The sequence below is a fragment of the Ruegeria atlantica genome (assembly GCF_013033965.1).
In the GTDB taxonomy this organism is placed as follows: domain Bacteria; phylum Pseudomonadota; class Alphaproteobacteria; order Rhodobacterales; family Rhodobacteraceae; genus Ruegeria; species Ruegeria atlantica_D.
In genome coordinates, this window is record NZ_WQFE01000008.1 from 53,325 (window position 1) to 69,490 (window position 16,166).

Consider the following 16,166-nt stretch of genomic DNA (forward strand, 5'->3'; position numbering starts at 1 on the left):
TAAGGCCGTATGGGAATATCAGTCGACACATTCTTTTTGGAACTGAACGGACAGGGTACACTGCAGGCCCAGATCCAGCAGATGATTGCCGAGGGCATCCTGTCTGGCCGCTTCCATGTCGGGGAAAAACTGCCCTCATCTCGCAAACTGGCGGCGCATCTGGGTGTTAGCCGGATCACGGTGACGTTGGCATACACGGAATTGCTGGCCAATGACTACCTGTCGGCCAAGGGGCGGTCAGGGTACTTCGTGTCGCAAAACGCGCCCGTTCCGCCAAAGTACTCGCCTGTTCAGAAACGCGATGAAAATGTTGACTGGGGAACAGCTTTGGCGCGCCGGTTCTCAGATGGGGACGTGCTGCCCAAGCCCAGTAACTGGCGCGAATACAAGTATCCCTTCATCTATGGTCAGGCAGATCGGAAACTGTTCGACCACGCCAACTGGCGTCTATGTGCGGTCCGTGCGCTAGGTCACAAGGATTTTGCCTCGCTGACCGGCGACTACATGGATCAGGATGATCCGCTGCTGATCGAGTTCATAGCTCGTCACACCCTGCCCCGCCGTGGAATCGCCGCCCGCCCCGAAGAGATTCTGATCACCATGGGGGCACAAAATGCCCTGTGGCTGGCATCGCGCATCCTGTTGAACCGCAATCGCACGGCCGTGATCGAAGACCCCTGCTATTATGCGCTGCGGGATCTGTTGAATCACTCTGACTGTAAGGTTTCACCCTTGGCCGTCGACAGCGACGGACTGACCCCGGACGCGCTGCCGGACGAAACAGATGTTATTTTCACCACGCCCAGCCATCAAAGCCCGACAACCGCGACGATGCCCGTCGATCGCCGCCACGAGCTGCTGAAAAAGGCGCGGGAACTGGATGCCATGGTGGTCGAGGACGACTACGAGTTTGAAATGGCATTTCTGGGATCCCCGTCCCCGGCCCTCAAGTCGATGGATCGCGACGGACGGGTGATCTATGTGGGCAGCTTCTCAAAGTCGCTGTTTCCCGGATTACGACTTGGCTACATTGTCGGGTCCGAGCCTTTTATCCGCGAAGCCCGCGCCTTGCGGTCCCTGGTGTTGCGCCACCCGCCGGGCCACATCCAGCGTACTGCAGCTTATTTCCTGTCGCTGGGCCACTACGATGCCCAGATCCGGCGTATGTCCAAGACTTTGGCGCGGCGCCGTGAAGCGCTGGATGCCGCAGTCGAACAGTACGGGCTTACCGTTGCCGGGCGTGGAATCATGGGCGGATCCTCGCTCTGGATGTCCGCTCCCGAACGGGTGGACACCACCAAACTTGCCCACAAGCTGCAGAGCCAGGGTGTACATATCGAACCAGGCGCGCCGTTCTTCAACGGATCACACCGGCCGCGCAACTTTTATCGCCTTGGATACTCGTCCATCGGCCGGGACCGCATTGCGCCGGGCGTGAAACTTATCGCGGATGCTATTCGGTCTACCTAGCACCGCTCTGGACATATCCCGGTTAACGTTCTGGCCCTAACGCCGCTTCGCCCCATACGCCAAAACCATATGCAAAGGCGGGTGCTGTGCCCGAACCTTTCTTCAATTGTGCGGAGAACACTCAGATGAAAATGACCACTGAAGAGGCCTTTGTTAAGGTTCTGCAAATGCACGGTATCGAACATGCGTTCGGTATCATCGGTTCGGCTATGATGCCGATTTCGGACCTGTTCCCTAAGGCGGGAATCAACTTCTGGGACTGCGCCCACGAAGGTTCCGGCGGCATGATGGCAGACGGCTACACCCGCGCCACCGGTAAAATGTCGATGATGATCGCGCAAAACGGCCCCGGCATCACCAACTTCGTGACCGCCGTGAAGACCGCGTACTGGAACCACACCCCGGTTCTGCTGGTCACTCCGCAGGCGGCCAACAAGACCATCGGTCAGGGCGGTTTCCAGGAGATGGAACAGATGCGCATGTTCGCGGACTGCGTTGCCTACCAGGAAGAAGTACGCGACCCCTCGCGTGTTGCCGAAGTCCTGAACCGCGTGATCATGAATGCCAAGCGCGCCAGCGCCCCGGCGCAGCTGAACATCCCACGTGACATGTGGACCCAGGTTGTCGACATCGAGCTGCCCAAGATCGTTGAATTCGAACGTCCTTCGGGCGGCGAAGATGCAGTTGCTGCCGCTGCCGAGATGCTGTCGAACGCAAAGAACCCTGTCATCCTGAACGGCGCCGGTGTTGTTCTGGCCGAAGGCGGTATCGACGCGTCGAAAGCCCTGGCCGAGCGTCTGGACGCACCGGTCTGCGTTGGCTACCAGCACAACGACGCCTTCCCCGGTTCGCACCCGCTGTTTGCCGGCCCGCTGGGCTATAACGGTTCGAAGGCCGGTATGGAGCTGATCTCGGAAGCGGACGTTGTTCTGGCTCTGGGCACCCGTCTGAACCCGTTCTCGACCCTGCCCGGCTATGGCATCAACTACTGGCCTGCCAACGCAAAGATCATTCAGGTCGACATCAACCCTGACCGTATCGGTCTGACCAAAGACGTCAGCGTCGGCATCATCGGCGACGCCGCCAAAGTTGCCAACGGCATCCTGTCCCGCCTGAGCGACACCGCTGGTGATGAAGGCCGCCAAGAGCGTAAGGACCGTATCGCCCAGAAGAAATCCGCATGGGCGCAGGAACTGACCTCAATGACCCACGAGGACGACGATCCGGGCACCACTTGGAACGAGCGTGCACGTGCTGCCAAGCCTGACTGGATGAGCCCCCGCATGGCATGGCGCGCAATTCAGGCCGCGCTGCCGAAAGAGGCGATCATCTCGTCGGACATCGGCAACAACTGCGCCATCGGTAACGCGTACCCGTCCTTCGAAGAAGGCCGCAAGTACCTGGCGCCTGGTCTGTTCGGCCCCTGCGGCTATGGTCTGCCCGCCATCGTCGGCGCGAAAATCGGCCAGCCGGACGTTCCGGTTGTTGGCTTCGCAGGCGACGGTGCATTTGGTATCGCCGTGAACGAACTGACCGCAATTGGTCGCTCGGAATGGCCCGCCGTGACCCAGATCGTCTTCCGCAACTACCAGTGGGGCGCGGAAAAGCGTAACTCGACCCTGTGGTTCGACGACAACTTCGTTGGCACCGAGCTGGACACTCAGGTTTCCTATGCAGGTATCGCCAAAGCTTGTGGCCTGAAGGGCGTCGTTGCACGCACTCAGGAAGAGCTGACCGCGGCGCTGAACCAGGCGATCGAAGACCAGAAGAACGGCACCACCACCCTGATCGAAGCTCTGATCAACCAGGAACTGGGTGAGCCCTTCCGCCGTGACGCCATGAAGAAGCCTGTCGCTGTTGCCGGCGTTTCCGACGCAGACATGACGCCTCAGGCCGGAGCATAAGCGCGTGAAGCCACTGCGCACAATTCTCGGAGCTGCCAGCAGCTCCGACAAGATCATCGCCCTCGCCGAGGGCGATGATCCACGTGTTGTTGAAGGTGCTTTGAAGGCCCGCAAAGAAGGTGTCGCACGCATCATTCTGGTTGGCAACAAAGCCAAAGTCACTGCCCTGCTGGCTGAACAGGATGGCCAGGACGTCGACGGTATCGAAATTCACGACCCGTCTGACTCGACCCATTCTGAAGCCTTTGCAGCTGAGTTATACGAGCGGCGCAAGCATAAGGGCATGACGCCTGAAAAGGCCGCTGAAGAAATCAAACACCGCCTGAACTACGCTGCAATGCTCGTGCATATGGGCGTTGCTGACGGAACCGTTGGCGGAGCTGTTGAAACCACGTCGGCCACGGTTCGCGCCGCTTTGCAGATCATCGGCAAAGCGCCCGACTCGGCCATGGTGTCCAGCTTTTTCCTGATGCTCTACTGCCGCGATCACCACACGGTTCGGGGGGCACATATCTTTGCCGACTGCGGTCTGGTCGTTGATCCGAACGAACAGGAACTGGCCGAAATCGCCCGGGCTTCGGCCGCGTCGTTCAAGGCCTTGACGCATGAGACGCCCCGCGTTGCGATGCTGTCCTTCTCCACCAAAGGCAGCGCCAAGCATCCGAAGATCAATAAAGTATCCGAGGCACTTGAGATCGCAAAATCTGCAGACCCTGACCTTCTGATCGATGGCGAGCTTCAGTTTGATGCTGCTTTCGTCCCGGAAGTGGCGGCCAAAAAAGCCAAGGATTCGCCATTGCGCGGCGAGGCCAATGTATTCGTGTTTCCGAACCTTGATGCGGGCAACCTGGGTTACAAGATTGCCCAACGTATCGGCGGAGCCGAAGCAATCGGCCCGATCCTTCAGGGGCTTGCGAAGCCGGCCAACGACCTTTCACGCGGATGTTCCGCCGAAGACGTTCTGCATATGGTCGCGGTCACCGCCGTCCAGGCCGAAACATCCAAGACCCGGACAGACGTCTCGTAAATCCGGCTCAAGCAAAATAATGTTCCGATTTTTCTCTGATCATGAGACTAATCGGAACAAAAGCCACAGGGACCAGAAATGAACCAGCCAATCATTAATACCTCTCCCAAGGTCTCTGACGAGGTCAGAAAAACAACGTGTTACATGTGCGCCTGCCGTTGCGGGATCAACGTGCACATGAAGGACGGCAAGGTCGCCTATATCGAGGGCAACCGCGATCACCCGGTCAACAAGGGCGTTTTGTGCGCCAAGGGCTCGGCGGGGATCATGCAGGTCAACGCGCCCTCACGCCTTCGCGCGCCGCTAAAACGCGTTGGTCCGCGTGGCTCGGGCAAGTTTGAAGAGATCAGCTGGAACGAGGCGTTGGACCTTGCCGTTGGCTGGCTCAAACCGATCCGCGAGGATAACCCCGAAAAACTGGCTTTTTTCACCGGCCGGGACCAGAGCCAGAGCTTCACCAGCTTCTGGGCACAGAATTTTGGCACCTGTAACTATGCGGCTCATGGGGGGTTCTGTTCCGTAAACATGGCTGCAGGCGGTATCTACACGATGGGCGGCGCGTTCTGGGAATTCGGTCAGCCCGACTGGGAACACACCAAGCTGTTCATGCTGTTTGGCGTGGCCGAGGATCACGACAGCAACCCAATCAAGATGGGCATCGGCAAGATCAAGGCGCGCGGAGCGCGCGTGATTGGCGTCAACCCAATCCGTTCTGGCTATAACGCCGTTGCTGATGATTGGGTCGGAATCACACCCGGCACCGATGGCCTGTTCATCTTGTCGATGATCCATGTGCTGATGAAGGCGGGCAAGATCGACCTGGATTACCTCAGCCGCTACACCAACGCACCGGTCCTGATCGACGCGTCCGAGGGTCCGACCAAAGGTCTGTTCCTGCGGGATAAGGACGGCAAGCCGCTGGTTGTTGACCGCAATACAGGCGAGTTGACGGCGTTCGACAAACCGGGCGTTCGCCCGGACCTGTCGGCGACCTACGAGAAAGACGGCGTCACCCACCGTCCCGTTTTCCACCTGATGGCCGAGCGCTATCTCAGCGACGAATACGCGCCCGAGAAGATCGCCGAGAAATGCGGCATCCCCGCAAGCCGTATACGTGCAATCGCGGGCGAATTGGCGCGCGTGGCATTTGACGAGGCGTTTGAGCTGGACCAGGAATGGACCGATTTCCGCGGCGAAAAGCACACCAAGATGATCGGTCGCCCGGTGGCGATGCACTCGATGCGCGGTGTTTCTGCCCATGCTAACGGTTTCCAGACATGCCGCGCGCTGCACGTGTTGCAGATCATCCTCGGCACGGTCGAAGTTCCCGGCGGTTTCCGCTTCAAACCGCCCTATCCCAAGCCGGTTGAGGCGCACCCGAAACCACACTGCAAGGTGACCGCAAATACACCGCTGGACGGCCCGCACCTGGGCTTTGTTCAGGGACCTGATGATCTGGCGCTTAAGGCTGATGGCAGCCCCGCGCGGATCGACAAGGCATTTACCTGGGAAAACCCGATGTCCAGCCATGGGCTGATGCATATGGTGATCTCTAACGCGCATGCCGGCGATCCCTACAAGATCGACACGCTGTTCATGTACATGGCCAACATGTCCTGGAACTCATCCATGAACACCACGGGTGTCATGGAGATGCTGACGGACAAGGATGAGAACGGCGATTATGTGATCCCGCATATCATCTATTCCGACGCTTATTCGTCGGAAATGGTGGCCTATGCCGACCTGATCCTGCCCGATACCACCTATCTGGAACGGCATGACTGTATCTCGCTTCTCGATCGCCCGATCTGCGAAGCGGATGCGGCAGCCGACGCGATACGCTGGCCGGTAATTGAACCCGACCGGGATGTCAAAGGCTTCCAATCGGCGTTGATCGAACTGGCCAATCGCATGGACCTGCCGGGGTTCACCAACGAAGACGGCAGCGCAAAATGGCAGGACTACGCCGACTACATCGTCAATCACGAGCGTAAACCAGGCATCGGCCCGCTTGCCGGCTTCCGTGGCGAGAATGGCGACAAGGAAGGCCGGGGTGAGGTCAACCCGGACCAGTTGAACCGTTACATCGAAAACGGCGGCTTCTACGTGGCTCATATCCCGGAAGGGGCCGACTACTACAAACCATGGAACACGGCCTATCAGGACTGGGCCGTCAGCATGGGTATTTATGACAGCCCGCAGCCTTACCTGTTCCAGCTCTATTCCGAGCCGATGCGCAAGTTCCAGCTGGCCGCCGAAGGTCACGGCGAGCGTCAGCCGCCCGAGCACCTGCGCGAGCGGATCAAAGAGACATTGGACCCGATGCCCATCTGGTACGAAACCGACCAGACCGGGAACGAAGGGTTCACAGTTAATGCCCTGACGCAGCGCCCGATGGCGATGTATCATAGCTGGGGCACCCAAAACGCATGGCTGCGTCAGCTGCACGGCCGCAACCCGCTTTATGTTCCGACCAAGCTGATGCGCGAGAATGGCCTGCAGGACGGCGATTGGGCCAAGGTAACTTCCCCGCACGGAGAGATCACGGTTCCGGTCATGGAAATGGCAGCACTGAACGAAAACACCGTCTGGACCTGGAACGCCATTGGCAAACGCAAAGGCGCCTGGGCCTTGCAAGAGGACGCGCCCGAAGCCACCAAGGGCTTCCTGCTGAACCACCTGATCCACGAATTGCTGCCACCCAAGGGCGATGGTCTGCGGTGGGCCAACTCGGACCCGATCACCGGTCAGGCCGCTTGGTTCGACCTCAAGGTCAAAATCGAAAAGGCCGCGCCGCCCTCGGATGCGGAAAGCCAACCGGAATTCCCACCAATCGAATCTCCGGTCGGAAAAGGACCGAAGGATTTGGCATGGAAAGTAGGCAAATGAACCGATCCGCACTTCATCTGGCCCAAAATACCTCGGGGTCTGGGGCAGCGCCCCAGCCCGCCCTCACCACACACGCGGAGGCAAGGCAGTCATGACCCAGCTCCCCTCATCCACTGACCGCAAGATGGGTCTGGTCATCGACCTGGACACCTGCGTTGGCTGCCACGCCTGCGTCATCTCGTGCAAAGGCTGGAACACCGAAAACTACGGCGCGCCGCTGTCCGATCAGGACGCTTACGGAGCCAACCCGTCGGGCACCTTCCTGAACCGGGTGCATTCCTATGAGGTGCAACCGGCCGAAGGCCACGCCCAGCTGATCCATTTCCCCAAATCCTGCCTGCATTGCGAGGACGCACCGTGCGTTACCGTCTGTCCCACCGGCGCCAGCTACAAGCGGGTCGAGGATGGCATCGTTCTGGTCAATGAAAGCGACTGCATCGGCTGCGGCCTGTGCGCGTGGTCCTGCCCTTACGGCGCGCGCGAACTGGATCAGGCTGAAGGGGTGATGAAGAAATGTACGCTCTGCGTGGACCGGATCTATAACGAGAACCTCCCCGAAGTAGACCGTGTTCCATCCTGCGTACGCACCTGCCCCGCGGGCGCACGTCACTTTGGTGACTTGGGCGATCCGGACAGCGATGTCAGCAAGCTGGTCGCCGAACGCGGTGGCATGGACCTGATGCCTGAAATGGGCACAAAACCCGTCAACAAATACTTGCCGCCACGGCCCAAAGATAATGTCGAAGATCAGATCGACATCCTGGCCCCGTTGCTGGCCCCGGTCGCTGAAGAGCCCAAAGGGTTCCTTGGCTGGCTGGACAAAACCTTGGAGAAGCTCTGATGCATCCAGCACCATCCGTTATCATCTTCACGACCCTGTCGGGCCTTGGCTTTGGACTGTTGCTCTTTCTGGGGCTTGGTCTGCCTGACGTCTCTGGCTGGATCGCTTTTGTCTTTTTCGCCATCGCCTACGCCCTGTCCGTTGGCGGCCTGATGGCGTCCACCTTTCACCTTGGCCACCCTGAGCGGGCCTGGAAAGCGTTTACGCAATGGAAGACCAGCTGGCTCAGCCGCGAAGGCTGGTGCGCGGTTATCGCTCTGATCGTCATGGGTCTTTATGCGATAGGCGTGATCTTTCTGGGACAACGCTGGAGCTTACTTGGCTGGATCGGTGCGCTGTTCTCGCTACTGACCGTGTTCACCACTTCGATGATCTACACCCAGCTCAAGACCATTCCGCGCTGGAACATGAAGCTGACTCCGGCCATGTTCCTCAGCTTCAGCCTTGCAGGAGGCGCGCTGTTGGCCGGACAGGTCCGAGTGGCGCTGCCGCTGTTGCTTATCGCGGCGTTGGTGCAGATTTTGTATTGGAAGAAGGGCGACAAGGCACTGGAAGAGTCCGGCACCAATCTGGGCACAGCCACCGGACTGGGCGACCGAGGTGCAGTACGTGCGTTTGAGCCACCCCATACTGGCACCAACTACCTGCTGCGCGAATTCGTTCACGTCGTTGGCCGCAAACATGCCGAAAAGCTGCGCATCATCTCGTTTGTGTTGGCTTTTGTCCTGCCTGTTATCCTGTTGCTACTGCCGTTCGGCCACTTCTTTGCGCTATTGGCCGTGGCGTCGCACCTTGCCGGCGTTGCCACTTCGCGCTGGCTGTTCTTCGCGCAGGCCGAGCACGTCGTCGGGCTGTATTACGGAAAACGGTAGGGGGCTCTGCCCCCGTCGCGGCAAGCCGCGACTCCCCCGAGATATTTTCAGCCAGATGAAGTCTGGATCCGGAACAAAAAGGGCGGCGCTCGAAGTTCGAGGCCGCCTTTTTCTTTTTCAAACCTGTTTAGATCAGGCCTGCATGTTCCATCGCCGCATCAATCGCGGATTTGGTGCTGTTGTCCAACCCGGACAGGGGCAAGCGAACTTCTTCGCTGCACAGACCAAGTTTGCTGAGCGCGTATTTGGCACCCACGAGGCCAGGCTCGATAAAAATCGCTTCGTGCAGTGGCATCAGGCGATCCTGGTACTCCAGAGCTTTGGCGAAATCGCCGTCGAGTGTCGCCTGCTGGAATTCGGCACACAGCTTGGGTGCGACGTTAGCTGTCACGGAGATGCAGCCAACACCGCCATGGGCATTGAACCCCAGCGCAGTGGCATCCTCGCCGGACAGCTGGCAGAAATCGGCACCACAACTGGCCCGCTGCTGGCTGACGCGCGCTAGATCACCGGTGGCATCCTTCACACCGACAATGCGCGGCAGTTTTGCCAGCTCACCCATGGTTTCAGGGGTCATGTCGATAATCGAGCGACCGGGAATATTATAGATGATGATCGGGATATCCGCGCAGTCGTGTAGCGCGCGGAAATGCATCAAAAGACCTTTTTGCGTGGGCTTGTTGTAATAGGGCGTCACCACCAATGCAGCATCGGCGCCCACTTTTTCGGCGAATCGCACGAAGCGGATCGCCTCGACGGTATTGTTCGAACCGGCGCCCGCGATCACAGGAACGCGACCGGCCGAGGCTTTGACAACCTCTTCCACGACGGTCTCGTGTTCTTCGTGGCTGAGCGTCGGGCTTTCTCCGGTGGTGCCAACAGGAACCAGACCGGTCGAGCCTTCCTGAATCTGCCATTGCACCAAACGTTTGAGCGTATCCAAGTCCAACTCGCCGTTGCTGAACGGGGTGACGAGGGCTGGCATAGAGCCTTTGAACATGACACGCTCCTTAGAGTGCAGTTTGTATTTTTTGCGTCTCGGTTTGTCAGGAAAGTGACTTTCTTGAGTTGAACCCGACGGCGCAAGCTTTATCCTGAATGGCTGTATCCTTGGTTGGTTGGGAAATGCAAGGGATGACACGCTTTCTGGCGTTTTTGACGGTCGTGATTCTGATTTCGGGCACACATGTGCGAGCCGACGCGGCAGGTGATCTGCGGGCCGGTATGAACGAAATGCGCAAGGGGGACTGGAATGAAGCCCTACGTGTTTCAGGTCCGCGGGGGTCGGTATCCCGGGACATCATCGTCTGGCACTGGCTGCGCGAAGGGTTTGGAAGCTCGGGCGACGTTCTGGTGTTTTTGGACCGCCGTCCTGACTGGCCTGGGCTGGCCTGGCTCAGGCGTAAGAGTGAGCCCGCGTTCACTGGTACGGATCCGGATCGCGTCCTTAAATTCTATGCCGAACAGCCGCCGCAATCCGCCGAAGGTGCTTTGAATTATGCGGTCGCATTAAAAGCAAAGGGACGACCCGGCGATGCCGAGGCCGATATCGTCACGGCATGGCGGACGATGCCCATGGGTGCAGGTCTGCAAAAGGACTATCTTGAGAACTTTGGCAAACTGCTCAAACCCCATCACGCTGCACGCCTGGACCGGATGCTGTGGGACAATCACCTGGTCAGCGCAGGCCAAATGCTGCCGCTGGTCAGTGCTGATCAGCGCAAACTGGCAGAGGCGCGGATCGGTCTTCAAAAACGGCAATCCGGCGTCGACAGCAAGGTGGCGGCGGTTCCAAAGTCGCTGATGGATACTCCGGGGCTGGCCTTTGACAGGTTTGTCTGGCGAGACAAGAAGGAACTGGATGACAGCGCGATTGACCTGATGCTGACGCGCTCCACCGGCCCGGATACGTTAGGTGAGCCCGACAAATGGGCCGAGGGCCGCCGCCGTCTGGCCCGGCTTGAGATGCGCAACGGGGATCAAGGCCGGGCCTATCAGATTGCCGCCAATCACCATATGACGCCTGAAATGGGCTATGGCTATGCGGATCTCGAGTGGCTTTCGGGGTTTCTGGCTTTGCGTAAACTGAATGATCCGGCCACCGCGGTTCGACATTTCCAGAACTTCTCGGAAGCGGTGAAATCACCGATTTCGAAAGGGCGTGCCGGGTACTGGCTGGGACGTGCCTATGCGGCACAAGGAGATGCTGACAAGGCCTATGAAGCCTATGCCATGGGCGCGGATCATCAGACATCTTTCTATGGTTTGTTGGCCGCGGAACGGATCGGGCGTCCATTCGATAGTGAACTGGCCAACCCCCGCCGCGCGCCGCATTGGAAGCAGGCCGAGTTTTCCAAGTCCAGCGTGCTGGAGGCCGGGCTTTTGCTTTTGAAGGCTGACGAAGACAATCTGGCTGAGCGCTTCCTGACCCACTTGGTCGAGGGGCTGGACCCGGTTCAGGCCAATCAACTGGGCGACCTGGTGATCGAGTTGAGGCAACCACATCTGGCCGTGATGATTGCCAAACGGGCTGCGACCGTCGGTTTGGTTCTGCCGGCTGCCTACTATCCGGTGCACCCGGTCGCCGACATAGGCCTGCCCATGGCCAAGGAAATGACGCTAGCCATTGCCCGACGGGAAAGCGAGTTTGACCCCGTTGTGATCAGCGGCGCAGGTGCGCGCGGGCTGATGCAGGTCATGCCCGCCACGGCAAAACTAGTGGCCAAGGAACTGGGCATTCTAAGTGGTCACAAGACGATCAAGCTGACATCTGATTGGCAGTACAACGCTAAGCTGGGTGCGAACTACCTGTCCAGCCTGGCGGCTGATTTCAATGGAAATGTCGTGATGATGGCTGCCGGGTACAACGCAGGCCCGCGCCGACCGATTTCGTGGATGGAGCGCTATGGCGATCCACGCGCGGGTGAAATCGACGTGGTCGACTGGATCGAGACAATCCCGTTCAGCGAGACTCGCAACTACGTGATGCGGGTCGCGGAAAGCCTGCCCGTCTATCGCGCCCGTCTTGGCGAACCAGCTCTGCCGATTCCGTTTTCGCAGGAATTGGTTGGCTCAACTCTGGCGTCTTTCGCGCCATAGAGTGAACAACCCGGCCGCAACAACCAGAGCTGCGCCTATGACCACTTCGGGGCGCAGAGTTTCACCAAAGATCGAGATCCCCAGGATCGCGCTCCAGACCAGATGGAAATAGGCGAAAGGCTGCACCGCGCTGGCCTCGGCCATTTCATAGCACTTGATCAGCAACCAGTGTCCAAGAACACCGCTTACGCACAGCAGCGCCATCCAGGCCCAATCTGTCTGGGCCATCGGCTCCCAGAACCACATCCCAACAAGCGTCATGGCAACAGCGCCACTGACGCCTGTCCAGAAGAAGCTGGTGGCAGAGTTGTCGCGGCGGGACACGTACCGGGTCAGCAATCCATAAACTGCAAACATGAAAGCCGAGATCAGCGGGACAATGGCCCATGGGTTAAACACACCCACACCGGGTTGCAGAATGATCAGAACGCCAATGCATCCGACGCCGATCGCAGCCCAGCGGCGCCAACCGACCTGTTCGCCCAATACCGGTCCGCTGAGAGCGGCGACCAACAACGGGTAGCAGATGAAGACGGCCATGGCGTCGATCAGGCCCAGAACAGTAAAACTGAACACCGCGACACAGATTTCGGCTGCCAGCAGCAGGCCGCGAAAAATCTGCAGCTTCAATTGGCTTGTCTGAGTGGTGGCCTTCAACCCGCCCGGCGCACGTGCGGCCAAAGTGATAACAAAGGCCGCAAAGAACCAATACCGGATCATCACCACCATGTAGGTGTTATAGGTTCCCGCCAGATGGCGCGAGATACCGTCCTGCAACGCAAAGACGATGGTCGCCCCGATCATCAACGCAATCCCGGCGCGCGTGTTGTTTTGTTGTGTCACCGTTTGACCGCCTGCGTCATGTGGCGCTTTCGGCCATAACCCGGTGTGCGGGTGACGGTGAAACCTGCATCCTCAAGCCCCCGCCGCACGAACCCGGCGGCGGTGTATGTCGCTGCCGTCCCCCCGGTTGCCGTGTGGTCGGCCACCTGCTGCATCAGCTCAGCGCCCCACAATTCGGGGTTCTTGGCCGGAGAGAACCCATCCAAAAACCAAGCATCGGCGACCCCTTTCCATGCTTGCAGCGTTTGGCGCGCATCGCCTTCGACGACTTCAAGCCGCAAGGTTCCCAGATCACATGCGTCGCCTTTCCAGTGCGCAAGAAATCGCGTGCTCCACGGCGCGAGTTCGGGAAAGGCCGCCAGCGCACGCTCCATGTCTTCAACTTCCATCGGGAAAGCCTCGAAACTGGTGAAAGCCAGGGATGCCGTCTGGCCCGATTTCTCCCACTCTGACCAGACGGTCAGCATATTCAGGCCGGTGCCGAAGCCGAGTTCCGCAATGTGAAATCCCGGTGCGAAGCGCGCAGGCAGATCATTGCCAGCCAGAAACACGTGACGCGTCTCTTCCAACCCGTTTTGCAACGAATAATACGGATCGTCGAAACGATCCGAGACGGGGATCTGATCCTCGGTCCATGTCAGTTCGGCGCGCTGGTGTGCCATCGGGGAATCCTGTAGCTAAGCGGCGCGACACTGAACAAGGTAAAGGGGAATGGCAATGGTCGATGTGACGGTGCGAGGTGCAGGGATTTTCGGCCTGTCCATCGCCTGGACCTGTGCCCGACGCGGCGCAAAGGTGCAGATCGTCGACCCCCTTGGTCCCGGTGCGGGTTCAAGCGGCGGTTTGGTCGGTGCGCTGGCTCCGCATGTACCCGAGAACTGGAATGCCAAGAAGGCGTTTCAGTTCGACAGCCTGATCATGGCAGAACCCTTCTGGAAACAGGTCGAGGCGACAGGCGGCGTTTCACCCGGTTATGCCCGGCTGGGGCGCCTGCAACCCATCACTGACACCCGAACGCTGGACCTTGCGCATGCTCGTGCTGGTACGGCGGCCGAACTGTGGCAAGCCCGCGCCGAATGGCGCGTTGTTGAAACAGCCGCAATCGGTGCATGGTGCCCACCCAGCTCCACGGGCTTTGTCATCCATGACACGCTGAGTGCCCGCATGCATCCCCGCCGCGCCTGTGCGGCCTTGGTTGCGGCGTTGGGGGTCATGGGGGTCGAGGTCGTAGCGGATGCACCAGACCGCGGGCAGGTTGTTCATGCAACGGGACTTGCCGGACTTCAGGAACTGAACAAGGCGTTTGGCAAGACAGTCGGCAACGGCGTCAAAGGACAGGCGGCTCTGTTGCGGTTTGACGCGGGCGACGTACCGCAACTGTTTGCGGATGCGATCCATTTCATACCACATGCGGATGGCACGTTGGCAATCGGATCAACTTCGGAACGAGACTATGATGATCCGGCCAGCACGGATTCCACCCTGGATGACGTTCTGGACCGGGCGATGCGAGCGGTTCCCGTGTTACACGGGGCGGAGGTCATCGAACGATGGGCGGGCGTGCGGCCCAGAAGCAAAAGCCGCGCTCCGATGCTGGGCGCGCACCCGCTGCACAAGGGTCAGTTTATCGCCAATGGTGGCTTCAAGATCGGATTTGGTATGGCCCCGAAAGTGGCCGAGGTTATGGCAGATCTTGTTCTTGAAGATAAGGATGCGATCCCGGAAGATTTCAGGCCCGAAGCGTCACTCTGATCGCGGGACGGCCTCGGCGGACATACATTGCCGCCCGTCGGGTCCGCGCACCCACATCGATTGGCCATTCCGGCACAGGGTTGCCGTCTCACAATCCATCAACGGCGATGACGCGCGAAACGAGAATTGAGCCAATGGACCTACAAGATCCTCGGCAAATAGCAACAAAAGTTGCGCCAATAGCGGGCCGTGAACGACCAAACCGTCATAGCCTTCGACCCCACGTGCATAGTCCAGATCATAGTGGATACGATGCCCATTAAAGGTCAGCGCCGAGTATCGAAAAAGCAATGTGCTGTCGAAGGTCACATCTCGCCTGTCGGTTTCATCGGTGCGTGCCACAGGCGGTTTGGCTTGGATATCCGTGTCCGACGGGTCCTGCCGGTAAACCAGATCCTGCCATTCGCTCAGACACAATTGACCGTCCTGAGAAATGTCGTGCCGCAAGGTTACAAACCCCAACGGACCGGTCCGGCCGGCTTTTGTCGTCGCGCTTTCGCACACAGACCGGCGCAGGGCTTTTGAAGCCGCGACCAACGGCGTGTGAAATTGCAGGCGGCCCCCAGCCCACATTCTGCGCGGCAAGCCCATATCGGGGATCAGACCGCCACCAACCTTTGGATGCCCGTCCCGACCTAAGGCAGCAGGCGGTTGCGGCGACCAGAAATACAGCTGGTGAAAGAACGGCGGCAGGTGATCGCCCGCACCGAATTTCTTACGGGAACCAAGCGCCGCCAATAGCGCAGAGGCGCGGGCCGGGTCCATCACATCGGTCTGTATTTCGTCAGTCATAGCGGCAGATTATGCAGACGGACCTGACCCGGCAAGCAGCCTCTCGATCTTAGAACCCAGCCTCGGCACGCAGTTTCTGCATGAGTGTCCGCAGAGAACTTTCGTAACGGTCGCTCAGCAATTTGCCCTGCTCGTCAAACTCGTTCGAACTGCTTGCGAGATGAATCTCCGGGCCCTGCAGGATGCGCGGTTGGAAAGGAACCATATAGCCGCGCAGAACCATCTGCGCCCGCTCGCCGCCTGCGCGTCCTGCGGCGGCTGACATCACGGCAACCGGTTTGTCGGCCCATGGGCGACCGTCGGTTCGACTGACCCAGTCCAAAGCGTTTTTTAGAACACCCGACGGACCTTTGTTGTATTCCGGGGTCGAAATGATCACGGCATGGGCTTGGGCGATTTGATCGGAAAGGGTTTGCACGGCTTCAGGGATGCCCTTGCCGTCCTCAAGGTCCCCATCATAGAGTGGAAGGTTCAGATCAGCTTCGATATGCGTTCCCGGCTCGAACAGCCGGGCTGCTTCGCGCAGCAATTTGCGGTTGGTCGCGCTCTGGCGCAATGAGCCGGACAGGCTCAGGAGGATTGGGTCAGACATTGGGAAACTCCGGTTCAGGTGTTTCCCAATAGCTAACTTAACTTTCACGCACACCAAAGCCCGGATGACGCGCAGTCAATGT

General features: G+C 59.2%; 13 protein-coding genes. 8 read left to right on the top strand and 5 right to left on the bottom strand.

Going from position 1 to position 16,166, the window contains the following annotated elements; all coding sequences use genetic code 11:
• The first annotated feature begins 9 nt into the window (after positions 1–9).
• The 6 genes from GOW16_RS14730 to GOW16_RS14755 all read left to right on the top strand — a co-directional run bounded on the left by GOW16_RS14730 (position 10) and on the right by GOW16_RS14755 (position 9,006).
• Positions 10–1,470: a PLP-dependent aminotransferase family protein gene (locus GOW16_RS14730; protein WP_170416310.1), complete on the top strand. Its 1,461-nt coding sequence runs from the start codon at positions 10–12 to the stop codon at positions 1,468–1,470.
• Positions 1,471–1,595: 125 nt separating this feature from the next.
• Positions 1,596–3,374 (top strand): sulfoacetaldehyde acetyltransferase, encoded by a 1,779-nt coding sequence (gene xsc, locus GOW16_RS14735; RefSeq protein ID WP_170416312.1) that lies wholly within the window; start codon positions 1,596–1,598, stop codon positions 3,372–3,374.
• Positions 3,375–3,378: 4 nt separating this feature from the next.
• Positions 3,379–4,401, top strand: coding sequence for a phosphate acetyltransferase (pta, locus tag GOW16_RS14740; protein WP_170416314.1), 1,023 nt, complete (start codon positions 3,379–3,381; stop codon positions 4,399–4,401).
• A gap of 78 nt (positions 4,402–4,479) precedes the next feature.
• Positions 4,480–7,293: a molybdopterin oxidoreductase family protein gene (locus GOW16_RS14745; protein WP_170416316.1), complete on the top strand. Its 2,814-nt coding sequence runs from the start codon at positions 4,480–4,482 to the stop codon at positions 7,291–7,293.
• Positions 7,294–7,384: 91 nt separating this feature from the next.
• Complete coding sequence (locus GOW16_RS14750; RefSeq protein WP_170416318.1) at positions 7,385–8,134, top strand: 4Fe-4S dicluster domain-containing protein; 750 nt, start codon at positions 7,385–7,387, stop codon at positions 8,132–8,134.
• Positions 8,134–9,006 (top strand): dimethyl sulfoxide reductase anchor subunit family protein, encoded by an 873-nt coding sequence (locus tag GOW16_RS14755; protein ID WP_170416320.1) that lies wholly within the window; start codon positions 8,134–8,136, stop codon positions 9,004–9,006. Before GOW16_RS14750 ends, GOW16_RS14755 begins: the two co-directional genes overlap by 1 nt.
• A gap of 127 nt (positions 9,007–9,133) precedes the next feature.
• Here the strand turns inward: GOW16_RS14755 and dapA are convergent, their stop codons facing one another.
• Positions 9,134–10,006 carry a 4-hydroxy-tetrahydrodipicolinate synthase gene (gene dapA, locus GOW16_RS14760; protein WP_170416322.1) on the bottom strand — a complete coding sequence of 291 codons (873 nt, stop codon included), beginning with the start codon at positions 10,004–10,006 and terminating at the stop codon, positions 9,134–9,136.
• 134 nt (positions 10,007–10,140) lie between these two features.
• Between dapA and GOW16_RS14765 the strand changes: the two genes are divergently transcribed.
• A complete protein-coding gene (locus GOW16_RS14765) occupies positions 10,141–12,105 on the top strand; it encodes a transglycosylase SLT domain-containing protein (RefSeq protein WP_170416324.1) in 1,965 nt (654 codons plus the stop codon).
• Here GOW16_RS14765 and GOW16_RS14770 read toward each other — a convergent pair.
• The gene (locus GOW16_RS14770) at positions 12,079–12,948 is read right to left on the bottom strand and encodes a DMT family transporter (protein ID WP_368039914.1); all 870 of its coding nucleotides are present in this window, start codon (positions 12,946–12,948) and stop codon (positions 12,079–12,081) included. The two genes, GOW16_RS14765 and GOW16_RS14770, sit on opposite strands and share 27 nt — an antisense overlap.
• Positions 12,945–13,610 carry a tRNA (5-methylaminomethyl-2-thiouridine)(34)-methyltransferase MnmD gene (gene mnmD, locus GOW16_RS14775; RefSeq protein WP_170416326.1) on the bottom strand — a complete coding sequence of 222 codons (666 nt, stop codon included), beginning with the start codon at positions 13,608–13,610 and terminating at the stop codon, positions 12,945–12,947. Before mnmD ends, GOW16_RS14770 begins: the two co-directional genes overlap by 4 nt.
• Before the next feature lie 49 nt (positions 13,611–13,659).
• Between mnmD and GOW16_RS14780 the strand changes: the two genes are divergently transcribed.
• On the top strand, positions 13,660–14,700 hold the full coding sequence (locus GOW16_RS14780) for an NAD(P)/FAD-dependent oxidoreductase (RefSeq protein ID WP_170416328.1): 1,041 nt from the start codon (positions 13,660–13,662) through the stop codon (positions 14,698–14,700).
• Here the strand turns inward: GOW16_RS14780 and GOW16_RS14785 are convergent.
• Together GOW16_RS14785 and GOW16_RS14790 are read right to left on the bottom strand one after the other, a co-directional pair.
• Positions 14,692–15,492 (bottom strand): acyl dehydratase, encoded by an 801-nt coding sequence (locus GOW16_RS14785; protein ID WP_170416330.1) that lies wholly within the window; start codon positions 15,490–15,492, stop codon positions 14,692–14,694. The genes GOW16_RS14780 and GOW16_RS14785 overlap by 9 nt on opposite strands.
• A 49-nt stretch (positions 15,493–15,541) precedes the next feature.
• Entirely contained in the window at positions 15,542–16,084 is a 543-nt protein-coding gene (locus GOW16_RS14790) for an NADPH-dependent FMN reductase (RefSeq protein WP_170416332.1), read from the bottom strand.
• Between the last annotated feature and the right edge of the window lie 82 nt (positions 16,085–16,166).

Coding starts and splice junctions, on each gene's coding strand:
- dapA (WP_170416322.1), bottom strand. CDS start 10,006: ATGTTCAAAGGCTCTATGCCAGCCCTCGTCACCCCGTTCAGCAACGGC.
- GOW16_RS14765 (WP_170416324.1), top strand. CDS start 10,141: ATGACACGCTTTCTGGCGTTTTTGACGGTCGTGATTCTGATTTCGGGC.
- GOW16_RS14730 (WP_170416310.1), top strand. CDS start 10: ATGGGAATATCAGTCGACACATTCTTTTTGGAACTGAACGGACAGGGT.
- GOW16_RS14745 (WP_170416316.1), top strand. CDS start 4,480: ATGAACCAGCCAATCATTAATACCTCTCCCAAGGTCTCTGACGAGGTC.
- GOW16_RS14785 (WP_170416330.1), bottom strand. CDS start 15,492: ATGACTGACGAAATACAGACCGATGTGATGGACCCGGCCCGCGCCTCT.
- GOW16_RS14780 (WP_170416328.1), top strand. CDS start 13,660: ATGGCAATGGTCGATGTGACGGTGCGAGGTGCAGGGATTTTCGGCCTG.
- mnmD (WP_170416326.1), bottom strand. CDS start 13,610: ATGGCACACCAGCGCGCCGAACTGACATGGACCGAGGATCAGATCCCC.
- xsc (WP_170416312.1), top strand. CDS start 1,596: ATGAAAATGACCACTGAAGAGGCCTTTGTTAAGGTTCTGCAAATGCAC.
- GOW16_RS14790 (WP_170416332.1), bottom strand. CDS start 16,084: ATGTCTGACCCAATCCTCCTGAGCCTGTCCGGCTCATTGCGCCAGAGC.
- GOW16_RS14750 (WP_170416318.1), top strand. CDS start 7,385: ATGACCCAGCTCCCCTCATCCACTGACCGCAAGATGGGTCTGGTCATC.
- GOW16_RS14755 (WP_170416320.1), top strand. CDS start 8,134: ATGCATCCAGCACCATCCGTTATCATCTTCACGACCCTGTCGGGCCTT.